This is a genomic window from Micrococcus sp. 63XJN7_8_ISO-PGPR-S23-253 (genome assembly GCF_056173425.1).
In genome coordinates this window covers 251,835-273,483 of sequence record NZ_CM149673.1, presented here as the reverse complement: position 1 = coordinate 273,483, position 21,649 = coordinate 251,835, and the positions used below count along the sequence as shown (strand labels likewise).

Below are 21,649 nucleotides of genomic sequence, written 5' to 3'. Positions count from 1 at the left end.
CGAACCCCGGGCCGCGTCACGGACGACGACGTCACCCGGCCCCGTGCCGGCGCAGCGTGCGGCGTCGGCGCCACACGACGAACGCGGCCACGGCCGCGAGGATCAGCACGAGGGCGAGGACGCCCCGGCCCTCTCCGAGCGCCGCGCCGATGACGGCCCACACCACGGCCATCCCGACGGTCCCGTACACCACGCCCCACAGGAACGTGCCGAGCGCGGCCGCCGGCAGGAACCGGCGCCAGGGCATGCGGGCGACGCCGGCGGAGCCGATCACCGCCGTCTGGATGCCCACCGTGAGGTAGCAGAACGGGATGGCCCACACCCCGTGGCGCTGGATGAAGTGCTGGGCCCGGACATAGACGGGCCCCTCCATCACGCGGGCGAACCAGCGGGTCCGCTCGACACCGGAGGCCAGCCCCCGCCCGAGCGAGAACACGATCAGGGTGCGCAGGATCGCCAGCATCCAGAAGAACCCGATGGACCACAGCAGCGGCAGCCCGTCGATCCACGCCATCATGGGCGGAGCCACCCGTCGGTGCGGGGATTCATGCGCTCGCCCCGGCCGTGCTCACGCGTTCCAGAGCCCGTACGAGTCCGCGAGGTCCGCGATCTTCTGGGCGCGCAGCACGCGGGGCAGGTACGAGCCGTCGCCGACGGCGGCGCCCTGCGCGTGCTTCTCGAGCAGGTCGCGGGCCCATGCGAGCTCGTCCTCGGACGGGGACATCGCCCGGTTGACCCAGTCCACCTGATCCCGGTTCAGGACGAGGCGGCCGGTCATGCCCATCGAGGCGGTGACGGCGCTGGATCCGATGACCGCGTCCTCACCGTCCGTGTTGCCGGGCGGCCCGTCGATCGCCCCGGGCAGACCGCCCACGCGGGAGGCGATCACCATGCGGGAGCGGGCGTAGGCCATGGCCAGCGGGTCCTCGCCGACGCCGACGTCCTTGCGGAAGTCGTTCACGCCGAAGGCGAGACGGAACGTGCCCGGCGCCTTGGCCACGGCCGTGGCGTTCTCGATGCCCAGGGCGGACTCCAGCAGGGCGATCACCGGGGTGCCGGCGCGCAGCCGCATGGCGGTGAACGTGACCTGCTCCGGCTCCTCGGTCTCGGCCAGCACGACGCCGCGCACGCCGTCGAGGCCCGCGAGCGCCTCGAGGTCCCGCTGCCAGTGGTCCGTGGAGGTCGCGGAGATGCGCACCCACGCCGTCATGCCGCCGGAGAGGGCGTCCACGACGTGCTGGCGGGCCGCGTCCTTGTGCTCCTCCGGCACGGCGGCCTCGAGGTCGAAGATGACGGAGTCGGCCTCGGAGGCCAGGGCGGGGGCGAACGCGTCGGGCCTGGCTGCGTTGACCAGCAGCCAGGAGCGGCTGAGCTTGGCGGGCAGGGCGGCGGCGCGACGGTTCCTCACGGGCATGGCCTCCAGCCTATCCCGCCGTGGCCGTCCGCCCGCGGGCCCCTTCCCACCCGTGGGGGCCTCACACCCGCTCGCGGCGGGCGAGGCGGACGGCCGTAGCATGGAGGGGCCGTCGGCCCGTCCGACGCCGCCGTGCCCCGACCGCCAGGAGTACCCGATGCGCCCGTCCTCCCCTTCCCGCGCCCTGCGGCTCACGGGCGCCGTGGCGGCCGCGTGCCTGCTGGCCGGCTGCGCGGTCGACCCCGGCCCGGCCGAGGACTCGGCGTCCGACGACGGCGTGCCCCTGCCGGCGACGGAGGGGTACCAGCCGCTGACGGTCCACCTCGCCGTCGCCGAGGCGGAGGCGGTCCCGGGGACGAGCGGCCGGCCCTTCGGCTGCGGCGACCTGCTGGTGCCCGTGCAGACCGTGCCGACGGACACCGAGGACGAGGCGGACGCCGCCCTGGACTTCCTGTTCGCGGACGAGCGCGGCTGGCACGGCGACCCGTCGTTGTGGAACGCCGTGTTCGACGTGCGCGAGAGCCTCATCCCGACCGGGCACCGCCGCGAGGGCGACGTGGAGATCTTCACCTTCACCGGCACCGTGACGCCGGAGGACGACTGCACGGCCGAGCGGATCCGCGCCCAGCTGCAGGCGACCGCCGCCGCCTACACGTCCGCGGGACAGGTCCGGCTCGAGGTGGACGGCCGGGACCTCGACGACGTGCTGGGGCTCGAGCCGCTCCGCCTCGGCGAGTCCGTGGACGTCCCACAGGGGGACCCCACACCGAGTGGGGAGCCGAGCGACGGAGCCGGCGAGCAGACGTGGGCGCCGGAGGGCGAGCCGTCCGAGGACACGTGGGCGCCGGCCGAGCCCTCGACCTGGGCTCCGGCCGAGCCCTCGGACGACACCTGGGCGCCGGCCGAGGAGTCGTCGTGGGGTCCCGCCGAGCCGACCCAGGGCACATGGTCCCCCGGTCAGGAGCCGAGCGCCCCCTGACCGGGCGACCCGCCGTCGTCGCCCGTCATCGGACGTTCAGGCACGGCCGCGCCGTGCTATAGGGTGCCGAGCGTGCGGAACCTCCGAGATCACCTGTCCCAGCGCGCCGTCGGCGTGAAGCAGTCCGCGGTCCGCGACGTCTTCGACATCGCGATGGACCCGAACCTCGTCTCGCTCGCGGGCGGGAACCCGTGGCTCGCCGACCTGCCCCTCGACGAGCTGGGCCGGATCGCCTCCGACCTGATGACCCGGTTCGGCACGGAGTCCCTGCAGTACGGCCCCGGCCAGGGCACCGAGGAGATGCGTGCCGCCGCGACCGCCGTCATGGCCGCCGACGGCATCCCGGACGCGGACCCCGACCTCGTGGTCATCACCCCCGGCTCGCAGGCCGCGATCGACACCGCCTGCCGGGCGTTCGGGAACCCGGGCGACGTCGTCGTGGTGGAGGACCCCACGTTCGTGGGCGCGTTGACCACCTTCAACACGTGGCAGCTCGAGGCCGTGGCCACGGGCACCGACGACCACGGCCTGGTGCCCGCGGCCCTCGACGAGACCCTGACCCGCCTGGCCGCCGAGGGCCGCCGCGTGGCCTTCCTCTACACGATCCCCTCGTTCGCGAACCCGTCGGGCGCCCTGCTGCCCCCGGGCCGCCGCGCCGAGGTGGGCGCGATCTGCGAGAAGCACGGCGTGCTCATCGTGGAGGACAACCCGTACGGGCAGATCGCGTTCGACGGCGAGCCCGTCGCCCCGATCGCCGCCGACCACCGGGACAACGTGGTCCACCTCGGCACGATGTCCAAGATCTTCTCCCCGGGCGTGCGCATCGGCTGGGCGCTCGTGCCGGCCGCGCTCCAGCGCGAGTTCTACCTGTGCGCGGAGTCCGCCTACATCCACGCGTCCACGTACGCGCAGATGCTCTCCACCGCCTTCGTCACGCAGCTGGACTGGCAGGGCCACGTCCGCCACGTGACCGGGCTGTACCGCGAGCGGGCCGGGGCGCTCGTGGACGCGGTGCGGGAGCACTGGGACCCGGGGGTCGAGTTCATCACCCCGCAGGGTGGCTTCTTCCTGTGGGCCACCCTGCCGGCCGGGGTGGACACCCTCGAGGTGATGCACCGCGGCATCGAGGCGGGCGCGGTGTTCGTGCCGGGGGCGGCCTTCACCCCCGTCGAGGGCACGCACTCCACCCTGCGCCTGGCGTACTCGTTCGTGGACGCCGAGAAGCTCGTGGAGGGCGTGCGGCGCCTGGCCCCCGCGGTGAACGAGTCGATCGCCCGGGCCCGCTGAGCCGCGGCGGGCGTCCGCGACGACGTCGGCCCGGCGCGTCCGCCGGGCGTGCGACCTCTTCCCCCGGCCCACGGGATCGTATACGATCTCGACCATGACGCAGAGCACACCGGACCCCACGCCCACCGTCACCGAGCACGACTTCACCGTCCGGGAGAGCCGGCCGGGCAAGGTGCTCGCCCTGCACCTGAACTACCCGTCCCGCATCGCCCAGCGGGGCCGGTCCCCGCAGGCCCCCGGCTACTTCCTCAAGGCCGGCACCTCCATCGCCCGCAGCGGCGACACCATCGAGCGCCCCGCCGGCACCGAGCTGCTCGCCTACGAGGGCGAGATCGCGCTGATCATCGGCCGCACCGCCCGGCGCGTCAGCCCGGAGGAGGGCTGGAGCCACGTCTCCGGCATCACCGCCGCCAACGACTGGGGCCTCTACGACCTCCGCCACGCGGACAAGGGCTCCAACGTCAAGAACAAGTCCGGCGACGGCTACACCCCGCTCGGCCCCGCGGTGATCTCCGCCGCGGGCCTGGACCCGGCCGCCCTGCGCGTGCGCACCTGGGTCAACGGCGAGATCGTCCAGGACGACACCACCGAGGGCCTCGTCTTCCCGTTCGGCCAGCTCGTGGCCGACCTCTCGCAGCTCATGACGCTCGAGGAGGGCGACGTCATCCTCACCGGCACCCCCGCCGGATCCTCCGTGGCCCAGCCGGGCGACGTCGTCGAGGTGGAGGTGGACGCCCCCAGCGCCCCCGGCGCCCCGACCACCGGCCGCCTGGTGACGACGGTCGTCGACTCGGAGCACGCCCTGGCCCCGTTCGGCGCGCAGCCGCAGGTGGACGACGTGCAGCGCGAGGAGGCCTGGGGCTCCCGCCAGGCCGCCGGCCTGGCCCCGCAGGCCGCGGCGCCGTCATCGTCCGCGGTGGACGAGAACGGCCACTGGGTCGCGAGTGCCCCGCAGCCGGACCGCTCCCTGCTGACCCCTCAGCTGCGCGCCAAGATCGACGCCATCGCGGTGGCCACCCTCACCGCCCAGCTGCAGAAGCGCGGCATCCAGAACGCGACCATCGACGGTCCGCGCCCGATCCACCGGGGTCGGCGCGTCCTCGGCTACGCCAAGACCCTGCGCTACATCCCCAAGCGCGAGGACCTGTTCAAGGAGTTCGGCGGCGGCTTCAACGCCCAGAAGCGGGCCATCGACTCGGTGCAGCCGGACGACGTCGTGGTCATGGAGGCCCGTGGCGAGCACGGCACCGGCACCCTCGGGGACGTCCTGGCCCTGCGCGCCCAGGTGAACGGCGCGAACGCCGTGATCACGGACGGCGGCATCCGCGACTCCGCCGCCGTCGCCGAGGTCGGCCTCCAGGTGTACGCCGGCGCCACGCACCCGGCGGTGCTGGGCCGCCGTCACATCCCGTGGGAGGTCGGCGGCACCATCGCCTGCGGCGGCACCACCGTGCAGCCCGGCGACATCATCGTCGGCGACGACGACGGCGTGGTGGTCATCCCGCCGTCCCTGCTCCAGGAGGTCGTGGACGACGCCTACGAGCAGGAGCTCCAGGACGCCTGGGCGTACGAGCAGGTCAAGGCCGGCTACCCGGTGGACGGGATGTTCCCGCCGAACGCCGAGTGGAAGGCCACGTTCGACGAGTACCGCAAGACCCTGCCGGACGCCCCGGCCCCGGAGGGCGACGCCTGAGCATGCGCCGCACGGACATCGGAACGGTCGGCCTCGCAGGCGCCCCCGTCTCCAAGGCGGACCGCGCCTACCAGGCGATCCTCGAGGGGATCCGGGACCAGCGCCACGAGCCGGGCGACCGGCTGGTGCTGTCCCAGATCGCCGCGGAGCTGGGCATGTCCGTGGTGCCCGTGCGGGAGGCGATCCGCCGCCTGCAGTCCGAGAAGCTGGTGGCCTACGAGCGCAACGTGGGCGCGACCGTGGTCGGCATCGATCCGGTCGAGTACCGCCACACCATGGAGACGCTGGCGCTGGTGGAGGGGTTCTCCACCGCCCAGTGCGCCCCGCACGTGACCGCCGAGGACCTCGCGGCGGCCCGCGAGGTGAACGCGACCATGCGCGCGATGACGGAGTCGGAGACGGCCTGGGACCCGGTGGCGTTCACCGAGCTCAACCGCCGCTTCCACTCGATCCTGTTCGAGCATCACCAGAACGAGCACGTGCACGACCTGGTGCACCGCGGCTGGAACCGCCTGGCCGCGCTGCGCTCCTCCACGTTCGCGTACGTGCCCGGTCGGGCGGTGGCCTCCGTGGACGAGCACGAGCACCTGCTGCGCCTGATCGAGGACGGGGCGCGCTTCGAGGAGATCGAGGCCGCCGCCCGCGCCCACCGCCTGAACACCCTGCACGCCTACCTGGATCACGGCGCCGAGCCGTCCGCGTGACCGCCGGCCGGACCGGCGCCGACGCCGGCTGCTCCAGGCCCCGATCATCAGACCCACCCGAAGCACTCAGCGAAAGAGACACCATGACGGAGAAGACCAGCATCGAGGCCCGCACGCCCGAGGGCCTGCCCGACGTCCTGCGCCACTACATCGACGGCGAGTTCGTCGACTCGATCGACGGCGACACCTTCGAGGTGCTCGACCCGGTGACCAACGAGCCGTACCTGACGGCCGCCTCCGGCAAGGCCGCGGACATCGACCGCGCCGTCGCCGCCGCCAAGCGGGCCTTCGAGTCCGGCGAATGGTCCCAGGCCCTGCCGCGCCAACGCTCCCGCGTGCTGCACGCGATCGCCGACATCATGGAGACCCGCGGCGACCAGCTGGCCGAGATGGAGTGCTTCGACACCGGCCTGCCGATCAAGCAAGCGAGGGGCCAGGCCGCCCGCGCCGCCGAGAACTTCCGCTTCTTCGCGGACCTGATCGTGGCCCAGCATGACGACACCTTCAAGGTGCCGGGCCGCCAGATCAACTACGTGAACCGCAAGCCGATCGGCGTCGCCGGCCTGATCACCCCGTGGAACACCCCGTTCATGCTGGAGTCCTGGAAGCTGGCCCCGGCCATCGCCACCGGCAACTCGGTGGTCCTGAAGCCGGCGGAGTTCACCCCGCTCTCGGCCTCCCTGTGGGGCGACATCTTCGAGGAGGCCGGCCTGCCGAAGGGCGTGTTCAACATGGTGCACGGCTTCGGCGAGGAGGGCTACGCGGGCGACCCGCTCGTGAAGCACCCGGACGTGCCGCTGATCTCCTTCACCGGCGAGTCCCGCACCGGCCAGATCATCTTCGCCAACGCCGCCCCGCACCTGAAGGGCCTGTCCATGGAGCTCGGCGGCAAGTCCCCGGCCGTGGTGTTCGAGGACGCGGACCTGGACGCGGCGATCGACGCGACCATCTTCGGCGTGTTCTCCCTGAACGGCGAGCGCTGCACCGCCGGCTCCCGCATCCTGGTCCAGCGTTCCGTCTACGACGAGTTCGTGGAGCGCTACGCCGCCCAGGCCTCCCGCGTGAAGGTCGGCCTGCCGGACGACGAGACCACCGAGGTCGGCGCCATCGTGCACCCGGAGCACTTCGAGAAGGTCATGTCCTACGTGGAGATCGGCAAGACCGAGGCCCGCCTGGTGGCCGGCGGTGACCGCCCGGAGGGCTTCCCCGAGGGCAACTTCGTGCAGCCCACCGTGTTCGCGGACGTGGCCCCGGACGCCCGGATCTTCCAGGAGGAGATCTTCGGCCCGGTGGTGGCCATCACCCCGTTCGACACGGAGGAGGAGGCCCTGCAGCTGGCCAACAACACCAAGTACGGCCTGGCCGCCTACATCTGGACCAACGACCTCAAGCGCGCCCACAACGTCGCGCAGAACGTGGAGGCCGGCATGGTGTGGCTGAACTCCAACAACGTGCGGGACCTGCGCACCCCGTTCGGCGGGGTGAAGGCCTCCGGCCTGGGCCACGAGGGCGGCTACCGCTCGATCGACTTCTACACCGACCAGCAGGCCGTGCACATCAACCTCGGCGAGGTCCACAACCCGGTGTTCGGCAAGCAGGAGCAGGCCGCGGCGAAGATCGACGGCTGACCCTGCGCCCACCGGCGACGACGACGGCGCCCGCACCCTCTGCGCGACGGTGCGGGCGCCGTCGTCGTGCTGGGGCCGGGCCGGCTCCCTCCCCCGGCCCCCCCGGCCCCCCCGACGCGGGCCCCGACGCGGGTTGAGTTGTCGCGGGTGCGGGCGCCCCGGACCCGCGACAACTCAACCCGCGTTCCTCGGCGGCCTTCCCGCCAGCCGTCCGGATCGTATACGATCGAGCCCGTGACCGTGTCCCAGGCCACAGCGCACCGCCCCCTCACCAAGGAGCACCGATGACCAACCTCGAGAGCCGCCAGAAGACCTCCTCCGGCTTCTTCGTCACCAAGGAAGCGCCCATCACCCCGGAGAACCCCCTCCCCACCCCGACGTCCGAGGCGCCGGACATCCTGCGCTGCGCCTCGATGGAGCTCGTGGTCACGGACCTCGCCGCCTCCCGCGAGTTCTACGTGGACGTGCTCGGCCTCGTGGTCACCGAGGAGGACGAGGAGACCGTCTACCTGCGCTCCATGGAGGAGTTCATCCACCACAACCTGGTGCTGCGCCAGGGCGAGACCGCCGCCGTGGCCGCGTTCTCCTACCGCGTGCGCACCCCCGAGGACCTGGACAAGGCGGTCGCCTTCTACGAGGAGCTGGGCTGCCGCGTCGAGCGCCGGAAGGACGGCTTCGTCAAGGGCGTCGGCGACTCCGTGCGCGTCGAGGACCCGCTGGGCTTCCCCTACGAGTTCTTCCACGACGTCGAGCACGTGGAGCGCCTGGCCTGGCGCTACGACCTCTACACCCCGGGCGCCCTGGTCCGCCTGGACCACTTCAACCAGGTGACCCCGGATGTGCCACGCGCCGCCCGCTACATGCAGGACCTGGGCTTCCGCGTCACCGAGGACATCCAGGACGAGAACGGCACCGTCTACGCCGCGTGGATGCGCCGCAAGCCCACCGTGCACGACACCGCCATGACCGGCGGCGACGGCCCCCGAATGCACCACGTGTGCTTCGCCACGCACGAGAAGCACAACATCCTGGCGATCTGCGACAAGCTCGGCGCCCTGCGCATGTCCGACCACATCGAGCGCGGCCCGGGTCGCCACGGCGTCTCCAACGCGTTCTACCTCTACCTGCGCGACCCGGACGGCCACCGCGTGGAGGTCTACACCCAGGACTACTACACCGGTGACCCGGACAACCCCGTGGTCACCTGGGACGTGCACGACAACCAGCGCCGCGACTGGTGGGGCACCCCGGTCGTGCCGTCCTGGTACACCGACGCCTCCCGCGTGCTGGACCTCGACGGCAACCTGCAGCCGCTGGTCTCCCGCACCGACGACTCGGAGATGGCCGTGACCATCGGCGCCGACGGCTTCTCCTATACCCGCGAGGAGCAGGGCGAGGAGTCCATGCCGGAGTGGAAGCAGGGCGAGTACAAGCTCGGCAACCAGCTCTGACCGGCACTGCCGGGCGCCGCTCCGGGACACCCCGCCGACGGCGGGCACCCCACGCAGGTGCCCGCCGTCGTCGGCCGCACCCCCTGCCACCCTCCGCGTCCCCCCGCCCCACGCCGTTCGAGGCGGAAAATCCACCTCATTCGAGCCGGGAGGGCCAGTTTGAGCTCGATTTCCCGCCTCGAAGCGTGGGGAGCAGGGGTGTCCCGGCGGTGACAGGATGGCGATGAGGCCGGGGGCCGAGCCGCGCAATCGTATACGATCAAGGCCAGGCCCCTGCCCGTCGTCGTGAAGGAGACCGCTGTGCTGGACCACGAGACCCACGTCAAGATCGCCGACGAGCTGCACCGCGCGGGCATCGACCGCGTGCCCGTGCCACGGCTGACCGCGCGCTACCCGCAGATGGAGATCGAGGACTCGTACGCCGTCCAGCGCATCTGGGCCGAGCGCCAGGTCGAGGCGGGCCGCCGCAAGGTGGGCCACAAGATCGGCCTGACCTCCAAGGCCATGCAGGACGCGACCGGGATCGACGAGCCGGACTACGGCGTGATCTTCGACGACCAGGTGTTCGAGTCCGGCCACGTGTACGAGTGGAAGAAGTACACCCACCCGCGCATCGAGATGGAGCTGGCGTTCGTGCTCAAGGACGAGCTGCGCGGGCCCGGCCTGAACCTGATGGACGTGCTGCGCGCCACCGAGTACGTGGTGCCCGCGCTGGAGGTGCTGGACTCGCGCATCGAGATGGCCGGCCGCACCATCACGGACACCATCTCGGACAACGCCGCGCTGGGCTCCCTGGTGATCGGTGGCCGCCCCGTGGGCGTACACGACGTCGACCTGCGGTGGGTCGCCGGCATCCTCTCCCGCAACGAGGAGATCATCGAGACCGGGGTGGCCGCGGGCGTGCTGAACCACCCGGCCAACGGCGTGCACTGGCTGGCCAACCGCATCGCCGAGCACGGGGACGCGCTCGAGGCCGGTGAGATCGTGCTCGCCGGCTCCTTCACCCGCCCGATGTGGGTCTACGAGGGCGACACCGTCTACGCCGACTACGGCCCGCTGGGAACCATCACCTGCCGCTTCGCCTGAGCCGCCCGCCCGTCGTCGTCGCCCCGCCCCGCTCGCCCGCCGCCCGCAACGCGGGTTGACCTATCACCAGTACGACCCCGCTCCACCCGCGACAACTCAACCCGCGTCGGGTGGAGGGCGCGGAGAACCCCGGAGGAACGTCCCATGCCCGTCCGCCACAACCCGCAGCCGCTGTTCCGCGACCTCTTCACGCCCGAGGCCGTCACCGCCCGTGGGGGCCGCCCCGCCGCCGGCATGTTCCTCTCCTCCGGCGACCCGACGACGGCGGAGATCTGCGCCGGCGCGGGCCTCGACTACCTGCTCATCGACGCCGAGCATGCCCCGCTGACCCTGCAGGACGTCCTCGCCCAGCTGCGCACGATCGCCGGCTACCGTGTGCCCACCCTGGTGCGTGTGCCGGCGCTGGACACCGTGGCCATCAAGCAGTTCCTGGACCTGGGCGCCCAGACGCTGCTGGTGCCCATGGTCGACGACGCCGCGATGGCCCGCAGCGCCGTGGCCGCCGCCCACTACCCGGACGGCTCTGCCGAGGGCGGGGTGCGCGGCGTGGGCTCCGCTCTGGCACGATCGGGCCGCTGGAACCGGATCCCCGGCTACCTGCCCGGCGCGGCGGACCACGTCTCCGTGATCGTGCAGATCGAGACGGCCGCGGGCGTGCGCAACGCGGACGAGATCGCGGCGGTGGACGGGATCGACGGCGTCTTCATCGGCCCCTCGGACCTCTCCGCGTCCCTGGGCCTGCTCGGCCAGCAGTCGCACCCGGAGGTGGTGGCCGCGGTCGAGGAGGTCATCGCGAAGGTCAAGGCCGCCGGGAAGATCGTGGGCGTCAACGCGTTCGTGCCCGCGCAGGCCGACGCCTATGCCGCCGCCGGTGCAGACTACGTCAACGTGGGCGCCGACGTCGCCCTGCTGGCCCGCGCCGCCGAAGCCCTCGCCGACCGCTGGTGCCCCGCCCCGAGCGACGCCGCGGGCGACGGGGAGGGCGCGCCCCGCGCGTCGTACTGAGGTCCGCGACGCGAGCGGGCCCGCCTCGGGCTGAGGCGCGCCCGCCGCGGACGGGTCAGTTCCCGAAGGTGTCGAGCAGCCGCCCGTTCGCGGTGAACAGGCCGAGCGACTCCCCGCCGTTGTTGAGCACGTTGGCGGTGCCGTTGTTGTAGTAGGCGTCCGCGGCGTCGGTGCCCGGGCCGGTGTACACGCGCAGCGTCTCGCCCGGCTCGAGGACATAGCCCTCCCCCACGGTGAGGACGTTGTACGCGGCGTCGCGCAGGACGTAGCCGGAGACGTCCACCGGGTGCGTGCCCTCGTTGACGAGCACCACGTGCTCCCCGGTCTCCGGCTGCAGGTCCACGCCCGGGACGTCGTTCACGGAGTCCAGGATGCGCACGCCGTTGTTCTGCGGAAACGCGTCCCGGCCGGCGGCGTGACGGACCATCTGCACGGGGAAGTCGCCCGTGACCCGGTCGACGCCGAGGGCCACCATCGCGTCGTAGGCCTCGACGTCGTTCACGGTGTAGACGCCCAGCTCCAGGCCGGCGTCGTGCACGCGGGCCACGCCGGCCGCGTCCAGGGTGCGGTAGTTGGTGCCGACGCTGTCGGCGTACCCGGCGACGTCGGCCAGGCCGGTGGCCTCCGGCACGGTGCCCATCAGCTGCTGCAGCGGAATCTCCGGGGCCAGCTCGGCGAAGCGGCGGTTGGAGTCGGCGTCGAAGCCGAGGACCTCGACCTTGCCGGCCGCAACCAGGCGGGCCCAGCGGGGGTCCTCGCGCAGCGCGTCGGCGACCACCTGCTCGACGCCCGGAGACGCGGCCGGGGACTTGATCTCGATGTAGACGCCGGTGTTGCGGGTGGCGACGCGCGCGGCGTCCCCGAGGCGCGGGATGCGCGCGCCCGCGTACCGGTCCGAGTGCGCCGAGCCGATCTCGAGCTGCTGCAGCTCGGCCCAGGTGAAGCTGGTGATCGGGTCGTCCTCGCGACCCGGGAAGACCTCGGCCACGTTCGTGGTGCGGGCGCCGGTGGAGTCGTGGAACAGGAAGGGGACGCCGTCGGCCGAGAGCTGGACGTCGATCTCGAAGTAGTCGGACCCGGCGCGCACGGCCTCGCGGAACGCCGTGACGCTGTTCTCCGGTGCGGTGCCGGCCGCGCCGCGGTGGCCGATGATCACGGGGCGGTCGTCCTGGCTGGCGTGCGCCGTGCCCCAGCCCGCTGCCGCGTGGGCGGGTCGCTCCACCGGGGCGGCGGTGGCGAACGGGCCGGTGACCGCGGTCCCCGCGAGGACGGCGGCGCCGGCCAGCAGGGCGGCGGAGCGGCGAGCGGGGGACGACGGGTGGGGCATGCGCGTCACGGGAGACGACCTTCCTGTGTCAGGGACGAGCGCCGGACAGCGCCCGCCCGAAGCCTGGCCCGCCCATGCCACAGACGGGTGACGCCCGGCTGATCGGCCCGTGAACACCCGCCCTCCCCCACGTAGCGTGGCCCCATGACCGCGTCCGCCCCCACCCTGAGCTCGCACTTCGCCGACACCTTCCCGGAGCTCGCCCTGCCCTGGCAGGCCCAGGCCACGGACGGGCCGCAGCTCGTCCTGCTCAACGCCGGCCTCGCGGCGGAGCTCGGCCTCGACGCCGAATGGCTCGCCAGTGACGACGGCGTCCGCTTCCTCACCGGCGAGCAGCCCGGCCCGGACGCGCGGCCGGTCGCGCAGGCGTACGCGGGCCACCAGTTCGGCCACTACTCCCCCCGCCTGGGCGACGGGCGCGCCCTCCTCCTCGGCGAGCTCACGGCTCCGGACGGTCGGCTCCACGACCTGCATCTCAAGGGCTCCGGTCGCACGCCCTTCGCGCGCGGCAACGCCGACGGGCAGGCCGTGCTCGGCCCCATGCTCCGCGAGTACGTGGTCTCCGAGGCGATGCACGCCCTCGGCGTGCCGACCACGCGGGCGCTGGCTGTCGTCGCCACGGGCCACCCGGTCCGCCGCGAAACCGTGCTGCCGGGCGCGGTGCTGGCCCGGACGGCCGCATCGCACCTGCGCGTCGGCACGGCCCAGTACGCCGCGGCCCTCCCCGAGCGGGCGGCCCCCACGGACGTGCTGCGCCGGATCGTCGACGAGGCCATCGCCCGCCACCACCCGCACGCCGCCGACGCCGGGCACCCCGCGCTCGCGCTCTACGAGGCGGTGATCGCCGCGCAGGCCGAGCTCGTCTCCCGCTGGATGCTCGTCGGCTTCGTGCACGGTGTGATGAACACGGACAACATGACCCTGTCCGGCGAGACCATCGACTACGGCCCCTGCGCCTTCATCGACGCCTTCGACCCGGCCGCGAGCTTCTCCTCCATCGACGCCCAGGGCCGGTACGCGTACGGGAATCAGGGGCCCGTCGCAGCGTGGAACCTCGCCCGGCTCGGCGAGGCCCTCGTGCCCGTGCTCGACGACGACCCCGACCGCGCCGTCGCGCTCGCCCAGGAGGCGCTGGGCAGGTTCCACGGCGCCCATCTCGCGGCGTGGCGGGGCGGACTGCGGGACAGGCTCGGCCTCCCGGCGTCGGTGGCGGAGGACGACGTCGCCGCGCTCACCGACCGCCTGTTCCCGTGGCTGGCCGCGGCGCGGGCCGACTGGACCTCGTTCTGGGTGCGGCTGGCCGAGCACACGGCGGCGCCCGTGGACGACGACGCGGCGCGCACCGAAGCGGCACGACTCGTCCCCGGCGCCTCGGACCCCGCGGGGCTCGCCGTCTGGCTCGCGGACTGGCGGGCGATGGGTCCCGATCCGGCCCGGATGCGCGCGGTGAACCCCGTCTACATCCCGCGGAACCACCTGCTCGACGAGGCCCTGACGGCCGCGGAGGGCGGGGACCTCACCGCGGTCCACCGGCTGCTCGAGGCCGTCACGGATCCCTTCACCCCGCGCCCCGGGTTCGAGCGGTACGCGCAGCCGGGTCCGGCGGACGGGGCCCCGTTCGTCACCTACTGCGGCACCTGACCGCTTTCGTTGACGAAACGGGCGCTTTCCAGGCCACTTTCGTCGACGAAACGGGCGCCCTCACCCCCGCGCCAGCGACTTCACCGGCACGGCAGGGTCCGCGAGCGCGGCGCCGTCCACCACGATCCCCCGGTCGATGATGCGCCGGGCGGCCTTGACGGTCATGGGGTCGTCGATCGAGGCGGCCCCGCGCAGGGTCCCATCTGCGGCCAGGGCGAAGCTCGCCACCACGACGCCGCGCACCTCGCGGTCCACGATCCGCCCGCCGGCCGGCACCGTCATGTCCCCCACGGCCTCCACGTGGGCGTCGTACCGGTCGGACCAGAACCACGGAGCGCCCGGGGCGTCCGCCTGCTCCCCCAGGATCGCCGCCGCGGCGGCCGTACCGGAACGGAGGGCCGGCTCCCAGTGCCGGGACGGCGCCCACGCGGACTCCCGGGCGCGCGCGGCGTCACCCGCGGCCAGGATCCCGGGCACGGTCGTGCGGCCCATCGCGTCCGTGAGCACTCCGTCGGCCACCTCCAGACCGGCGTCCTCGGCGAGGGCGGTGTCCGGCACGGTGCCCCCGGCCAGCACCACGACGTCGGCGTCCACGGTCCGCCCGTCGTGGAGGTGGAGCCGGTGGGCGGCCGGCAGCGCGGCGCCGCCGTCGGCGTCCCGGTGCTCGATCCAGGCCGCCCGGCCGACCTCGACCGCGACCCCGTGCTCGGCGTGCATCCGGTGCAGGCGGGCGGCCAGCGCCGGCCCGACCGCCGCGCGAGCCGGGGCGTCCGTCCCGGTCACGAGCGTCACCGCGGCGAGCGAGCGGCGCGCCGCGGCCGCGACCTCCGCCCCCGTGAAGCCGCCGCCCACGACCGCCACCTCGGTCCCGAACGTCAGGCGGTCGCGCAGGGTCTCGGCGTCGGCGCGGGTGCGCAGGGTGATCAGGTCCGGGTGGTCGGCGCCGGCGACGTCGAGGGCCCGCGGTCGCCCGCCCGTGGCGAGCACGACCGCGTCCGCGTCCAGGACCCGCCCGGAGGCCGTCTCCACCCGGTGGGGTGCGGGGCCGCCGTCGGGGTGGACGCCGCCCGGCACCACCCGGACCGCCTCGTCCTCCACCAGCTCCACCCCGTGCTCGGTGAACCATGCCGGCGGGGCGAGCAGCAGGCGGTGCGCGTCCGCGTCGCCGGTCAGGAACTCCTTACTCAGGGGCGGCCGGTCATAGGGCACGCCCTGCGGGTCCACGAGGGCGATCCCGCCCGCGAAGCCGCGGCGCCGCAGCTCGCGGACCACGGCGAAGCCCGCGACGCCGCCGCCCACCACCACCACGACCGAGCCGGGCACGCCCGCCGGGGCGTCGACGTCGTGGTTCATGCGCCGGGGACGAGGTAGAGCTGGCCCTCGCGCTCCTCGACGCGGTGCACGCCGACGCCCTTGGTGGCGGGCAGGCAAAGCGCCTCGCCGGTGCGCAGGCAGAACTGCGCGGCGTGCAGCGGGCACTCCACGCGGTCGTCCTCGAGCCAGCCCTCGGCCAGCGAGGCGTCCTCGTGGGTGCACGTGTCGTCGATCGCGTGGAACTCGCCCGCGTCCGTGTGGAACACCGCGACGTCGTCCCTCGTCCCCGCCGTCGCCGCCGGGACGACGATCGCCTCGCCCTCCGGGACGTCCGCCGCCGCGCCGATGTGGATCGGCTCCGCCATGGTCTGCCTCCTCTGGTTCCCGGGCCGGGCGGCCCGTGGTGGTCTCCCGTCACCGTATCCCCCGGCGCGGACCCGACACCCCTCCGCTGTGCTCCGCCCCGGTATGGAATCGCCTCCTCCTGTGAATGGATGAACCGGACATCACCGGGGCGTGAAATGACCCGACAAGCCTCCGAAAAATGCTCCGGGAATGGCCGATCACGCTACGATCACGACGGCTCTCCGGCCCTCATCCCACCCGCACCACGTCACCGACCCGGGGAGGCGACACGGCCCGCGCCTGTCGTTCCTCGGGCACTCCACCTTCCGAAGGCATCCGCATGAAGATTCTCCCGCCGTGTTCCGCCGCGTCCCCCCGCCCGCTCGCGCCCGCCGTCGCGGTCGCCGCGCTCTCCGTCCTCGTCGGCGGCCTGCTCCCGCAGCCGCCGTCCGCGACCACGGAGGGCGCCCCCGACGCGCGCCCACTCGACGACGCCGCCCGTGCCACGACCGCCGGCACGGCCACGACCCCCGCGTCGGCCGCTCCCGTCGAGGGCGCCGGCGTCGCGACCGTCCCGCAGGAGGGCGAGAACCTCGTCCCGGCCGAGGAGGCTCCGGCCGGCGTCGTGCTCGGCGAGCCCGTGGTGGACCGCCCGTTCACGGTGGCAGCCGCCGTATGGGACACCGCGGCGGACGACGCCGTCGAGCGCGTGGAGATCCGCGTGCGTCAGGACGGGGCCTGGGGCCCGTGGCAGGTCCTGGATCGGCCCGTCCTGCCCGAGGACGCCGCCCCCGCGCGCACCGGCACGGACCCGTTCGTCGCGTTCGGCGCGGACGGCGCCCAGCTGCGCGTGACCACCGCCGACGGCGCGGCCCCGGCCGGCCTCGAGCTGTCCCTCATCGACCCGGGCACGGCCGCCACGGACGAGACCGTCGCGAGCGCGCACCCGGCGGTGACCGCCGAGCAGGCCGCGGAGACGGCCGGCCTGCCCCGGGGCGTGAAGTCGAGCGCCGTCGTCGGGGGCGAGGAGCCCGCCGAGGCCCGCACCGTGGCCACGGCCTCCGACGCGCGCGCGAAGATCCTCCCGGACGTGATCACCCGCGCACAGTGGGGCGCGGACGAGTCCTGGGCCGAGTCCTCCCCGCAGTTCGGCCAGGTGCGCGCGCTGACCATCCACCACACGGCCGGCACGAACGACTACACGCGCGCCCAGGCCGTGGAGCAGATGCGCGGCATCTACGCGTACTACACGAAGACCCTCGACTGGGGCGACTTCCCCTACCACCTGATCACGGACCGCTTCGGCAACATCTACGAGGGCCGCCGCGGCGCCCTGGACTCGAACCCGCTGGGCACGCACGCGGGCGGGTTCAACCGGGGCACGATGGGCGTCTCCACGATGGGCAACTACGACGTGGTCGCCCCGTCCGAGGAGGTCGTGGACGCGATGGCCCGCGCCACCGCCTACTACCTGTACCGCGACGGCATCGACGTGCGGGGCCGGGTCACCCTGACCTCGGGCGGCAGCACGAAGTACGCCGCGGGCACCCCCGTCACCGTGGACACGATCTTCCCGCACCGGGCCACGTCCGCGACCGCGTGCCCGGGGCAGCACCTGATGGCCCGCTTCGACGACCTGCGGGACCGCGCCGAGGCCATCGCGACGGCGGCCGGCCAGCCGCCGGCACCGGCCACCCCGGCTCCGACGCCGGCCCCGACGACCGAGCCGTCGACCGCCGGCACGTACACGGTGCAGCCGAACGACGGCTGGTGGACCATCGCCCGCCGCACCGGCGTGCCCGCGGCCACCCTCCAGGAGCTCAACGGCATGACCGAGTCGACCGTGCTCCACCCGGGCATGGTGCTGCGCACCGTCGCCGACCCGACCGCCCCGGAGCCCACCCCGATCACCACCGGCACCTACACGGTGCAGCCGAACGACGGCTGGTGGATCATCGCCCGACGAACCGGCGTGTCCGCCGCGGAGCTCCAGAGGCTCAACGGCATGACGGCGTCGACCGTCCTGCACCCGGGGATGGTGCTCATCACGGCCGCCACGGCGCCGGCCTCCCCGCCCGCGCCTGCCCCGACCCCGGCCCCCGCCCCGGGCACGTACACGGTCCGCGAGGGCGACGGCTGGTGGATCATCGCCTACCGCACCGGCGTGACGATGGAGACCCTCCAGCGCCTCAACGGCATGACCGCGACCACCGTGCTGCACCCGGGGATGGTGCTGCGGACCGGCCAGACCGCCTCCGCCCCGGCGCCCTCGCCCGCCACGTACGTGGTCCAGGCGAACGACGGCTGGTGGCTCATCGCCCAGCGCACGGGCGTCTCCATGGGGCGCCTGCAGCGCCTCAACGGCATGACGGTCTCGACCATGCTCCACCCGGGCATGGTGCTGCGCACCGCCTGAGCACCCCGCCGGGACGACGCCGGCCCGCACCTGCGCGTGAAGGTGCGGGCCGACGTCGTCGGTTGAGTTGTCACCGGTCGCAGGCCGCCGCACCCGGGATAAGTCAACCGACGTTGCTCGCCACGAGAAGTCGACGAGGGTGCGCGCCGCCTCAGTCCTGTGGGGCCAGCTCCCCGTCCACGAGGTGCCAGCGCCGATCGCAGGCGGCCGCCACCCTCGGGTCATGGGTCACGACCACCACGGCCCGCTCAGGCCCCACGGCTCCGCGCAGCAGGTCGACGACGTCCCGCGTCCTCTCCTGATCCAGCGCCCCTGTCGGTTCGTCCGCCAGGACCAGCGGCGGCTCGTTGATGAGAGCGCGGGCGACGGCCACCCGCTGCTTCTCCCCGCCGGACAGCGTGCGGGCACGGTGACCCGCGCGCGTTCCCAGCCCCACCCGCTCGAGGGCCTCCCCCGCGCGGCGTCGCTGCTCCCTACGCGGGACCCGGTCCGGGCCGTAGCGCAGGGGCAGCATCACGTTCTCCAGTGCGGTGGCGTGCTCCATGAGGGCGAAGTCCTGCAGAACGATGCCGCACCGCTGGTTCCGATATCGGTCCCCGCCCCGGCTCCACGGCTTCGGGAGGGGTTCTCCCCCCAGCAGGACGCGACCCGAGTCCGGGGAATCCAGGCACGCGAGGATCCGCAACAGGGTGGATTTCCCAGACCCGGAAGGCCCGGTGACGGCGTGCATCTGACCGGCCGGGACCAGCAGAGAGGCCTCCCGGAGGACGGGCACCGCCGCCCCGCCGGAGACGAACGTCTTGTCCACGTCGTGGACTTCGAGGAGGGTCATGTGGTCTCCGTGGTCGGCCGGTGGCGGCGGGGGCGGCGACCGAAGGTCGCCGCGAGTGCGCGCCAGGAGGACAGGGTGGCGCCCGCGCCGATCGCCATGACGGCGATGAGCGCGGCGGACATCGGGCCGGTGGACGGCGGCCCCGGCAGGGCGGATGCACCCGCGGTGAGACCGACGGCGGCCGGCAGGACCCACGCGAAGAGCACGGGAACGGTGATCCGCACCGCGGCCTGCCAGCGGGCGGCGCCCACCATCGCGGCGATCCGCCAGGTGGGGGCGAGAGCCCGGGCGAGCACGCCGAGAACGCCGAACAGGGAGACGACGGCGCCGAGCACCGCCGCGCCGAACAGGACGAGCAGCGTGCGGGAGCTGGCGCTCAGGGACTGCAGCAGCGCGGAGGACTGCGGAGTCAGGGGTTCGGCGGTGACCACCAGAGCGTCCGTTTCGAGGGCTCGTCCTGCCGCATCCAGTGCCGGGACGGCATCCTGGCCCAGGACGATGGTGCGCAGCAGGAGGCCCTCCAGCGCGTCTGGCGGGTACAGGCTCGCCAGCATCGAGGTCGGGACGACCACCAGGGCGGCTTCGTCCAGCGGAACCGATCCCATCATCGGATCCAGAGCGGTGGCGCCCGGCGCCAGCCGTCCGGTCACCGGGATCATGGCGTCCTGGAACTGCACACGCGTCGGCGGTGGCAGGACGCCCCCGACCGTGAGCGCGTACGGATCCTTCGCCGAGGAGTCGCTGCCCAGCACCGCGTAGGGAGCGGCCGTGCCGTCGGCCTCGCGATGCGGGGACTGACCCGTCGGAGACATCGTCTCGTCGAGACCGGACCCGGCGAAGAAGTCCTCGGTCACCAGCAGGGCGCCGGGGAGGTCATCGCCGAATCGGTCCCCGTAGGGGTCCATCGTGTACGCCGTCCGGTGCGGGTCCGCCAGGAGGGCGAACAGCGCGGCGGTGCGTCGACCGCCGTCGGTGGAGGCGGCCTTGGAGCCGGCAGAGAGGTCGCGCTCGGGCGGCTCCTGCTGCGGTTCACCCGGGGCGTTGCCGCGTCCTTCCAGATCCCCTAGCCCCGCGAGGTAGTAGCCCCGCAACGAGGCCGCACCGAGCTGCTCCCACCGTTGCAGGTGCCGATCGATCTCCCGCGCCTCGCTCGCCTGCTGGAAGGACAGTCCCAAGAGCGAGCACGAGGCGACCGCGTGGACGAAGGCGACCAGCACCAACGGCCAGAACCTCAGCGTGTCGCGCAGCCCGTCGCTCCAGGCCACGCCGAGACTCCGGAGGCTCACCGGGGCGCTCGCATCCAGAGGGAGACCACATGGGTCGCCGCCACGAGCACGGCATCGCCCAGCAGCACGACCAGGATGACGCCACTTGCGACAAGCGGGGACGGTTCCGTGACCGCACCGGTCAGCACCATCCCCTGCCACAGCGCGGCCGAGATCCCCGCAGCGCCGAGGAACGGCACCAGGCTCACCCTGGCGCGCGACGCCGCGGCCCGAAGCGGGGGCACCCCCAGCAGGCGTAGGACTCGCAGTGCGGCGCGCTCCGTCGAACGCATGGTCAGGACCCAGAACGCCGTGACGCTGATCAGAGTGAGGCCGGTCAGCGTCACGGTCACGCCGAGCACCGGTGACGTGATGGCCGCGTTCAGTGCCGAGGGCGCTGGAGTCGCCTCGGCTCCCAGCCCGGACGCTCGCAGGGTCTGGAGGAATCCCTCCAGATCACCGGGCTCGCCCACGAGGATGCCCACGTAGGAGGCGGAGTTGTCGAACGCCGGGGTCGGCTGGATCACCCCGTCTGCGGGGAGACCTCGCCAGTCTGCCGCGGAGGCGAGGGCCACCGGCCGACCGGCCAGTTCCCCGCTCCGAGCGGCCCGGTCGGCCAGAATGCTGCCCTCGCGCAGCAGAAACCCTCGCGCTGCCCGCAGAGATTCCAAGGTCGGCACGTCGACGCCCGCAAGACACGGGGCCGCGGGGCCGGCCAGGTGGCGCACGCCGGGGTCCGCCCCGCTCGCCATGAGGGTGAGGTTCCGCCCGGTCGTGGCAGCCTCTGCCATGGTCCAGACCTCGCTGCCGCCTCCGATGCCGACGTCCCAGACGGCCGGCCCGCACTGCGCGGCTCCGAAGTACTGCCGATGGTGGACGGACAGGGAGCCCACGAGGCTCAGCGCCAGCCCGCACAGTGCCACGAGCAGCACGGCACGGGTGACGAGCAGCCCGAGCGTCCGCAGCCCCCTGCCCGTCACGGTCAGTTCCCACTGATGGGCTCGGACAGGGCCCCGTACTGCACCCGCGCCACAGCACCGACCGCAGCGGCTCCCCACGCCGCAGTCTTCCTGAGCAGGGCCACGATGGCCTCCTTGCTGTGTGGCACCCAGAGGATCCCCTGACCCTCTGTGATTCCTCCCACATCCCTGTGATTAGGGTAATCATCATTCCCCCCGACGGGGTGTCAAGGAGATTCCTCGGCGCATTCCGACCGCGCTCGAGGGCCTCGCCCGTGCCGTGCCGCTGGTCGTTCACGGCGC

General features: G+C 73.5%; 18 protein-coding genes. 10 read left to right on the top strand and 8 right to left on the bottom strand.

Annotated elements, in window-relative coordinates; genetic code table 11:
• Positions 1–31: 31 nt before the first annotated feature.
• Complete coding sequence (locus tag AC0VX4_RS01300; RefSeq protein ID WP_475464478.1) at positions 32–517, bottom strand: DedA family protein; 486 nt, start codon at positions 515–517, stop codon at positions 32–34.
• 51 nt (positions 518–568) lie between these two features.
• The gene (locus AC0VX4_RS01295) at positions 569–1,414 is read right to left on the bottom strand and encodes an HpcH/HpaI aldolase/citrate lyase family protein (protein ID WP_475464477.1); all 846 of its coding nucleotides are present in this window, start codon (positions 1,412–1,414) and stop codon (positions 569–571) included.
• A gap of 157 nt (positions 1,415–1,571) precedes the next feature.
• On the opposite strand from AC0VX4_RS01295, the gene AC0VX4_RS01290 reads away from it, so the two are divergent.
• The 8 genes from AC0VX4_RS01290 (at position 1,572) to AC0VX4_RS01255 (ending at position 11,247) form a co-directional block, all read left to right on the top strand.
• Positions 1,572–2,393 (top strand): hypothetical protein, encoded by an 822-nt coding sequence (locus AC0VX4_RS01290; protein WP_475464476.1) that lies wholly within the window; start codon positions 1,572–1,574, stop codon positions 2,391–2,393.
• A gap of 72 nt (positions 2,394–2,465) precedes the next feature.
• Positions 2,466–3,680, top strand: coding sequence for an aminotransferase-like domain-containing protein (locus AC0VX4_RS01285; RefSeq protein WP_475464475.1), 1,215 nt, complete (start codon positions 2,466–2,468; stop codon positions 3,678–3,680).
• 94 nt (positions 3,681–3,774) lie between these two features.
• On the top strand, positions 3,775–5,373 hold the full coding sequence (locus AC0VX4_RS01280; RefSeq protein WP_475464474.1) for a fumarylacetoacetate hydrolase family protein: 1,599 nt from the start codon (positions 3,775–3,777) through the stop codon (positions 5,371–5,373).
• Between the two features lie 2 nt (positions 5,374–5,375).
• Positions 5,376–6,077: a GntR family transcriptional regulator gene (locus AC0VX4_RS01275; protein WP_475464473.1), complete on the top strand. Its 702-nt coding sequence runs from the start codon at positions 5,376–5,378 to the stop codon at positions 6,075–6,077.
• An 83-nt stretch (positions 6,078–6,160) separates the two neighbouring features.
• A complete protein-coding gene (hpaE, locus tag AC0VX4_RS01270) occupies positions 6,161–7,705 on the top strand; it encodes a 5-carboxymethyl-2-hydroxymuconate semialdehyde dehydrogenase (protein WP_400268816.1) in 1,545 nt (514 codons plus the stop codon).
• 284 nt (positions 7,706–7,989) lie between these two features.
• On the top strand, positions 7,990–9,156 hold the full coding sequence (gene hpaD / locus AC0VX4_RS01265; RefSeq protein WP_155934223.1) for a 3,4-dihydroxyphenylacetate 2,3-dioxygenase: 1,167 nt from the start codon (positions 7,990–7,992) through the stop codon (positions 9,154–9,156).
• A 300-nt stretch (positions 9,157–9,456) separates the two neighbouring features.
• The gene (locus AC0VX4_RS01260; RefSeq protein WP_002857895.1) at positions 9,457–10,242 is read left to right on the top strand and encodes a 2-keto-4-pentenoate hydratase; all 786 of its coding nucleotides are present in this window, start codon (positions 9,457–9,459) and stop codon (positions 10,240–10,242) included.
• A 144-nt stretch (positions 10,243–10,386) separates the two neighbouring features.
• Positions 10,387–11,247, top strand: a complete 861-nt coding sequence (locus tag AC0VX4_RS01255; protein WP_475464472.1) for an HpcH/HpaI aldolase family protein — start codon at positions 10,387–10,389, stop codon at positions 11,245–11,247.
• 55 nt (positions 11,248–11,302) lie between these two features.
• Here the strand turns inward: AC0VX4_RS01255 and AC0VX4_RS01250 are convergent, their stop codons facing one another.
• Positions 11,303–12,574 (bottom strand): glycerophosphodiester phosphodiesterase family protein, encoded by a 1,272-nt coding sequence (locus AC0VX4_RS01250; RefSeq protein WP_475464680.1) that lies wholly within the window; start codon positions 12,572–12,574, stop codon positions 11,303–11,305.
• Positions 12,575–12,718: 144 nt separating this feature from the next.
• Here AC0VX4_RS01250 and AC0VX4_RS01245 point away from each other — a divergent pair, with 144 nt between their 5' ends.
• Positions 12,719–14,215, top strand: a complete 1,497-nt coding sequence (locus tag AC0VX4_RS01245; RefSeq protein WP_475464471.1) for a protein adenylyltransferase SelO — start codon at positions 12,719–12,721, stop codon at positions 14,213–14,215.
• 60 nt (positions 14,216–14,275) lie between these two features.
• Here the strand turns inward: AC0VX4_RS01245 and AC0VX4_RS01240 are convergent, their stop codons facing one another.
• Together AC0VX4_RS01240 and AC0VX4_RS01235 are read right to left on the bottom strand one after the other, a co-directional pair.
• On the bottom strand, positions 14,276–15,568 hold the full coding sequence (locus tag AC0VX4_RS01240; protein WP_475464470.1) for an NAD(P)/FAD-dependent oxidoreductase: 1,293 nt from the start codon (positions 15,566–15,568) through the stop codon (positions 14,276–14,278).
• Positions 15,565–15,894 carry a bifunctional 3-phenylpropionate/cinnamic acid dioxygenase ferredoxin subunit gene (locus AC0VX4_RS01235; RefSeq protein ID WP_002857882.1) on the bottom strand — a complete coding sequence of 110 codons (330 nt, stop codon included), beginning with the start codon at positions 15,892–15,894 and terminating at the stop codon, positions 15,565–15,567. Before AC0VX4_RS01235 ends, AC0VX4_RS01240 begins: the two co-directional genes overlap by 4 nt.
• A gap of 320 nt (positions 15,895–16,214) precedes the next feature.
• Here AC0VX4_RS01235 and AC0VX4_RS01230 point away from each other — a divergent pair, with 320 nt between their 5' ends.
• Entirely contained in the window at positions 16,215–18,290 is a 2,076-nt protein-coding gene (locus AC0VX4_RS01230) for a LysM peptidoglycan-binding domain-containing protein (protein ID WP_475464469.1), read from the top strand.
• Between the two features lie 151 nt (positions 18,291–18,441).
• Here AC0VX4_RS01230 and AC0VX4_RS01225 read toward each other — a convergent pair whose 3' ends face one another.
• Genes AC0VX4_RS01225 through AC0VX4_RS01215 form a run of 3 tightly spaced genes read right to left on the bottom strand, consistent with a single transcriptional unit; the run spans position 18,442 to position 21,367 of the window.
• A complete protein-coding gene (locus AC0VX4_RS01225) occupies positions 18,442–19,122 on the bottom strand; it encodes an ABC transporter ATP-binding protein (protein ID WP_060775452.1) in 681 nt (226 codons plus the stop codon).
• The gene (locus AC0VX4_RS01220; protein ID WP_144824962.1) at positions 19,119–20,408 is read right to left on the bottom strand and encodes a hypothetical protein; all 1,290 of its coding nucleotides are present in this window, start codon (positions 20,406–20,408) and stop codon (positions 19,119–19,121) included. Before AC0VX4_RS01220 ends, AC0VX4_RS01225 begins: the two co-directional genes overlap by 4 nt.
• Positions 20,405–21,367, bottom strand: coding sequence for a hypothetical protein (locus AC0VX4_RS01215; RefSeq protein ID WP_126860485.1), 963 nt, complete (start codon positions 21,365–21,367; stop codon positions 20,405–20,407). The genes AC0VX4_RS01220 and AC0VX4_RS01215 overlap by 4 nt, the downstream gene beginning before the upstream one ends.
• Positions 21,368–21,649: the final 282 nt, after the last annotated feature.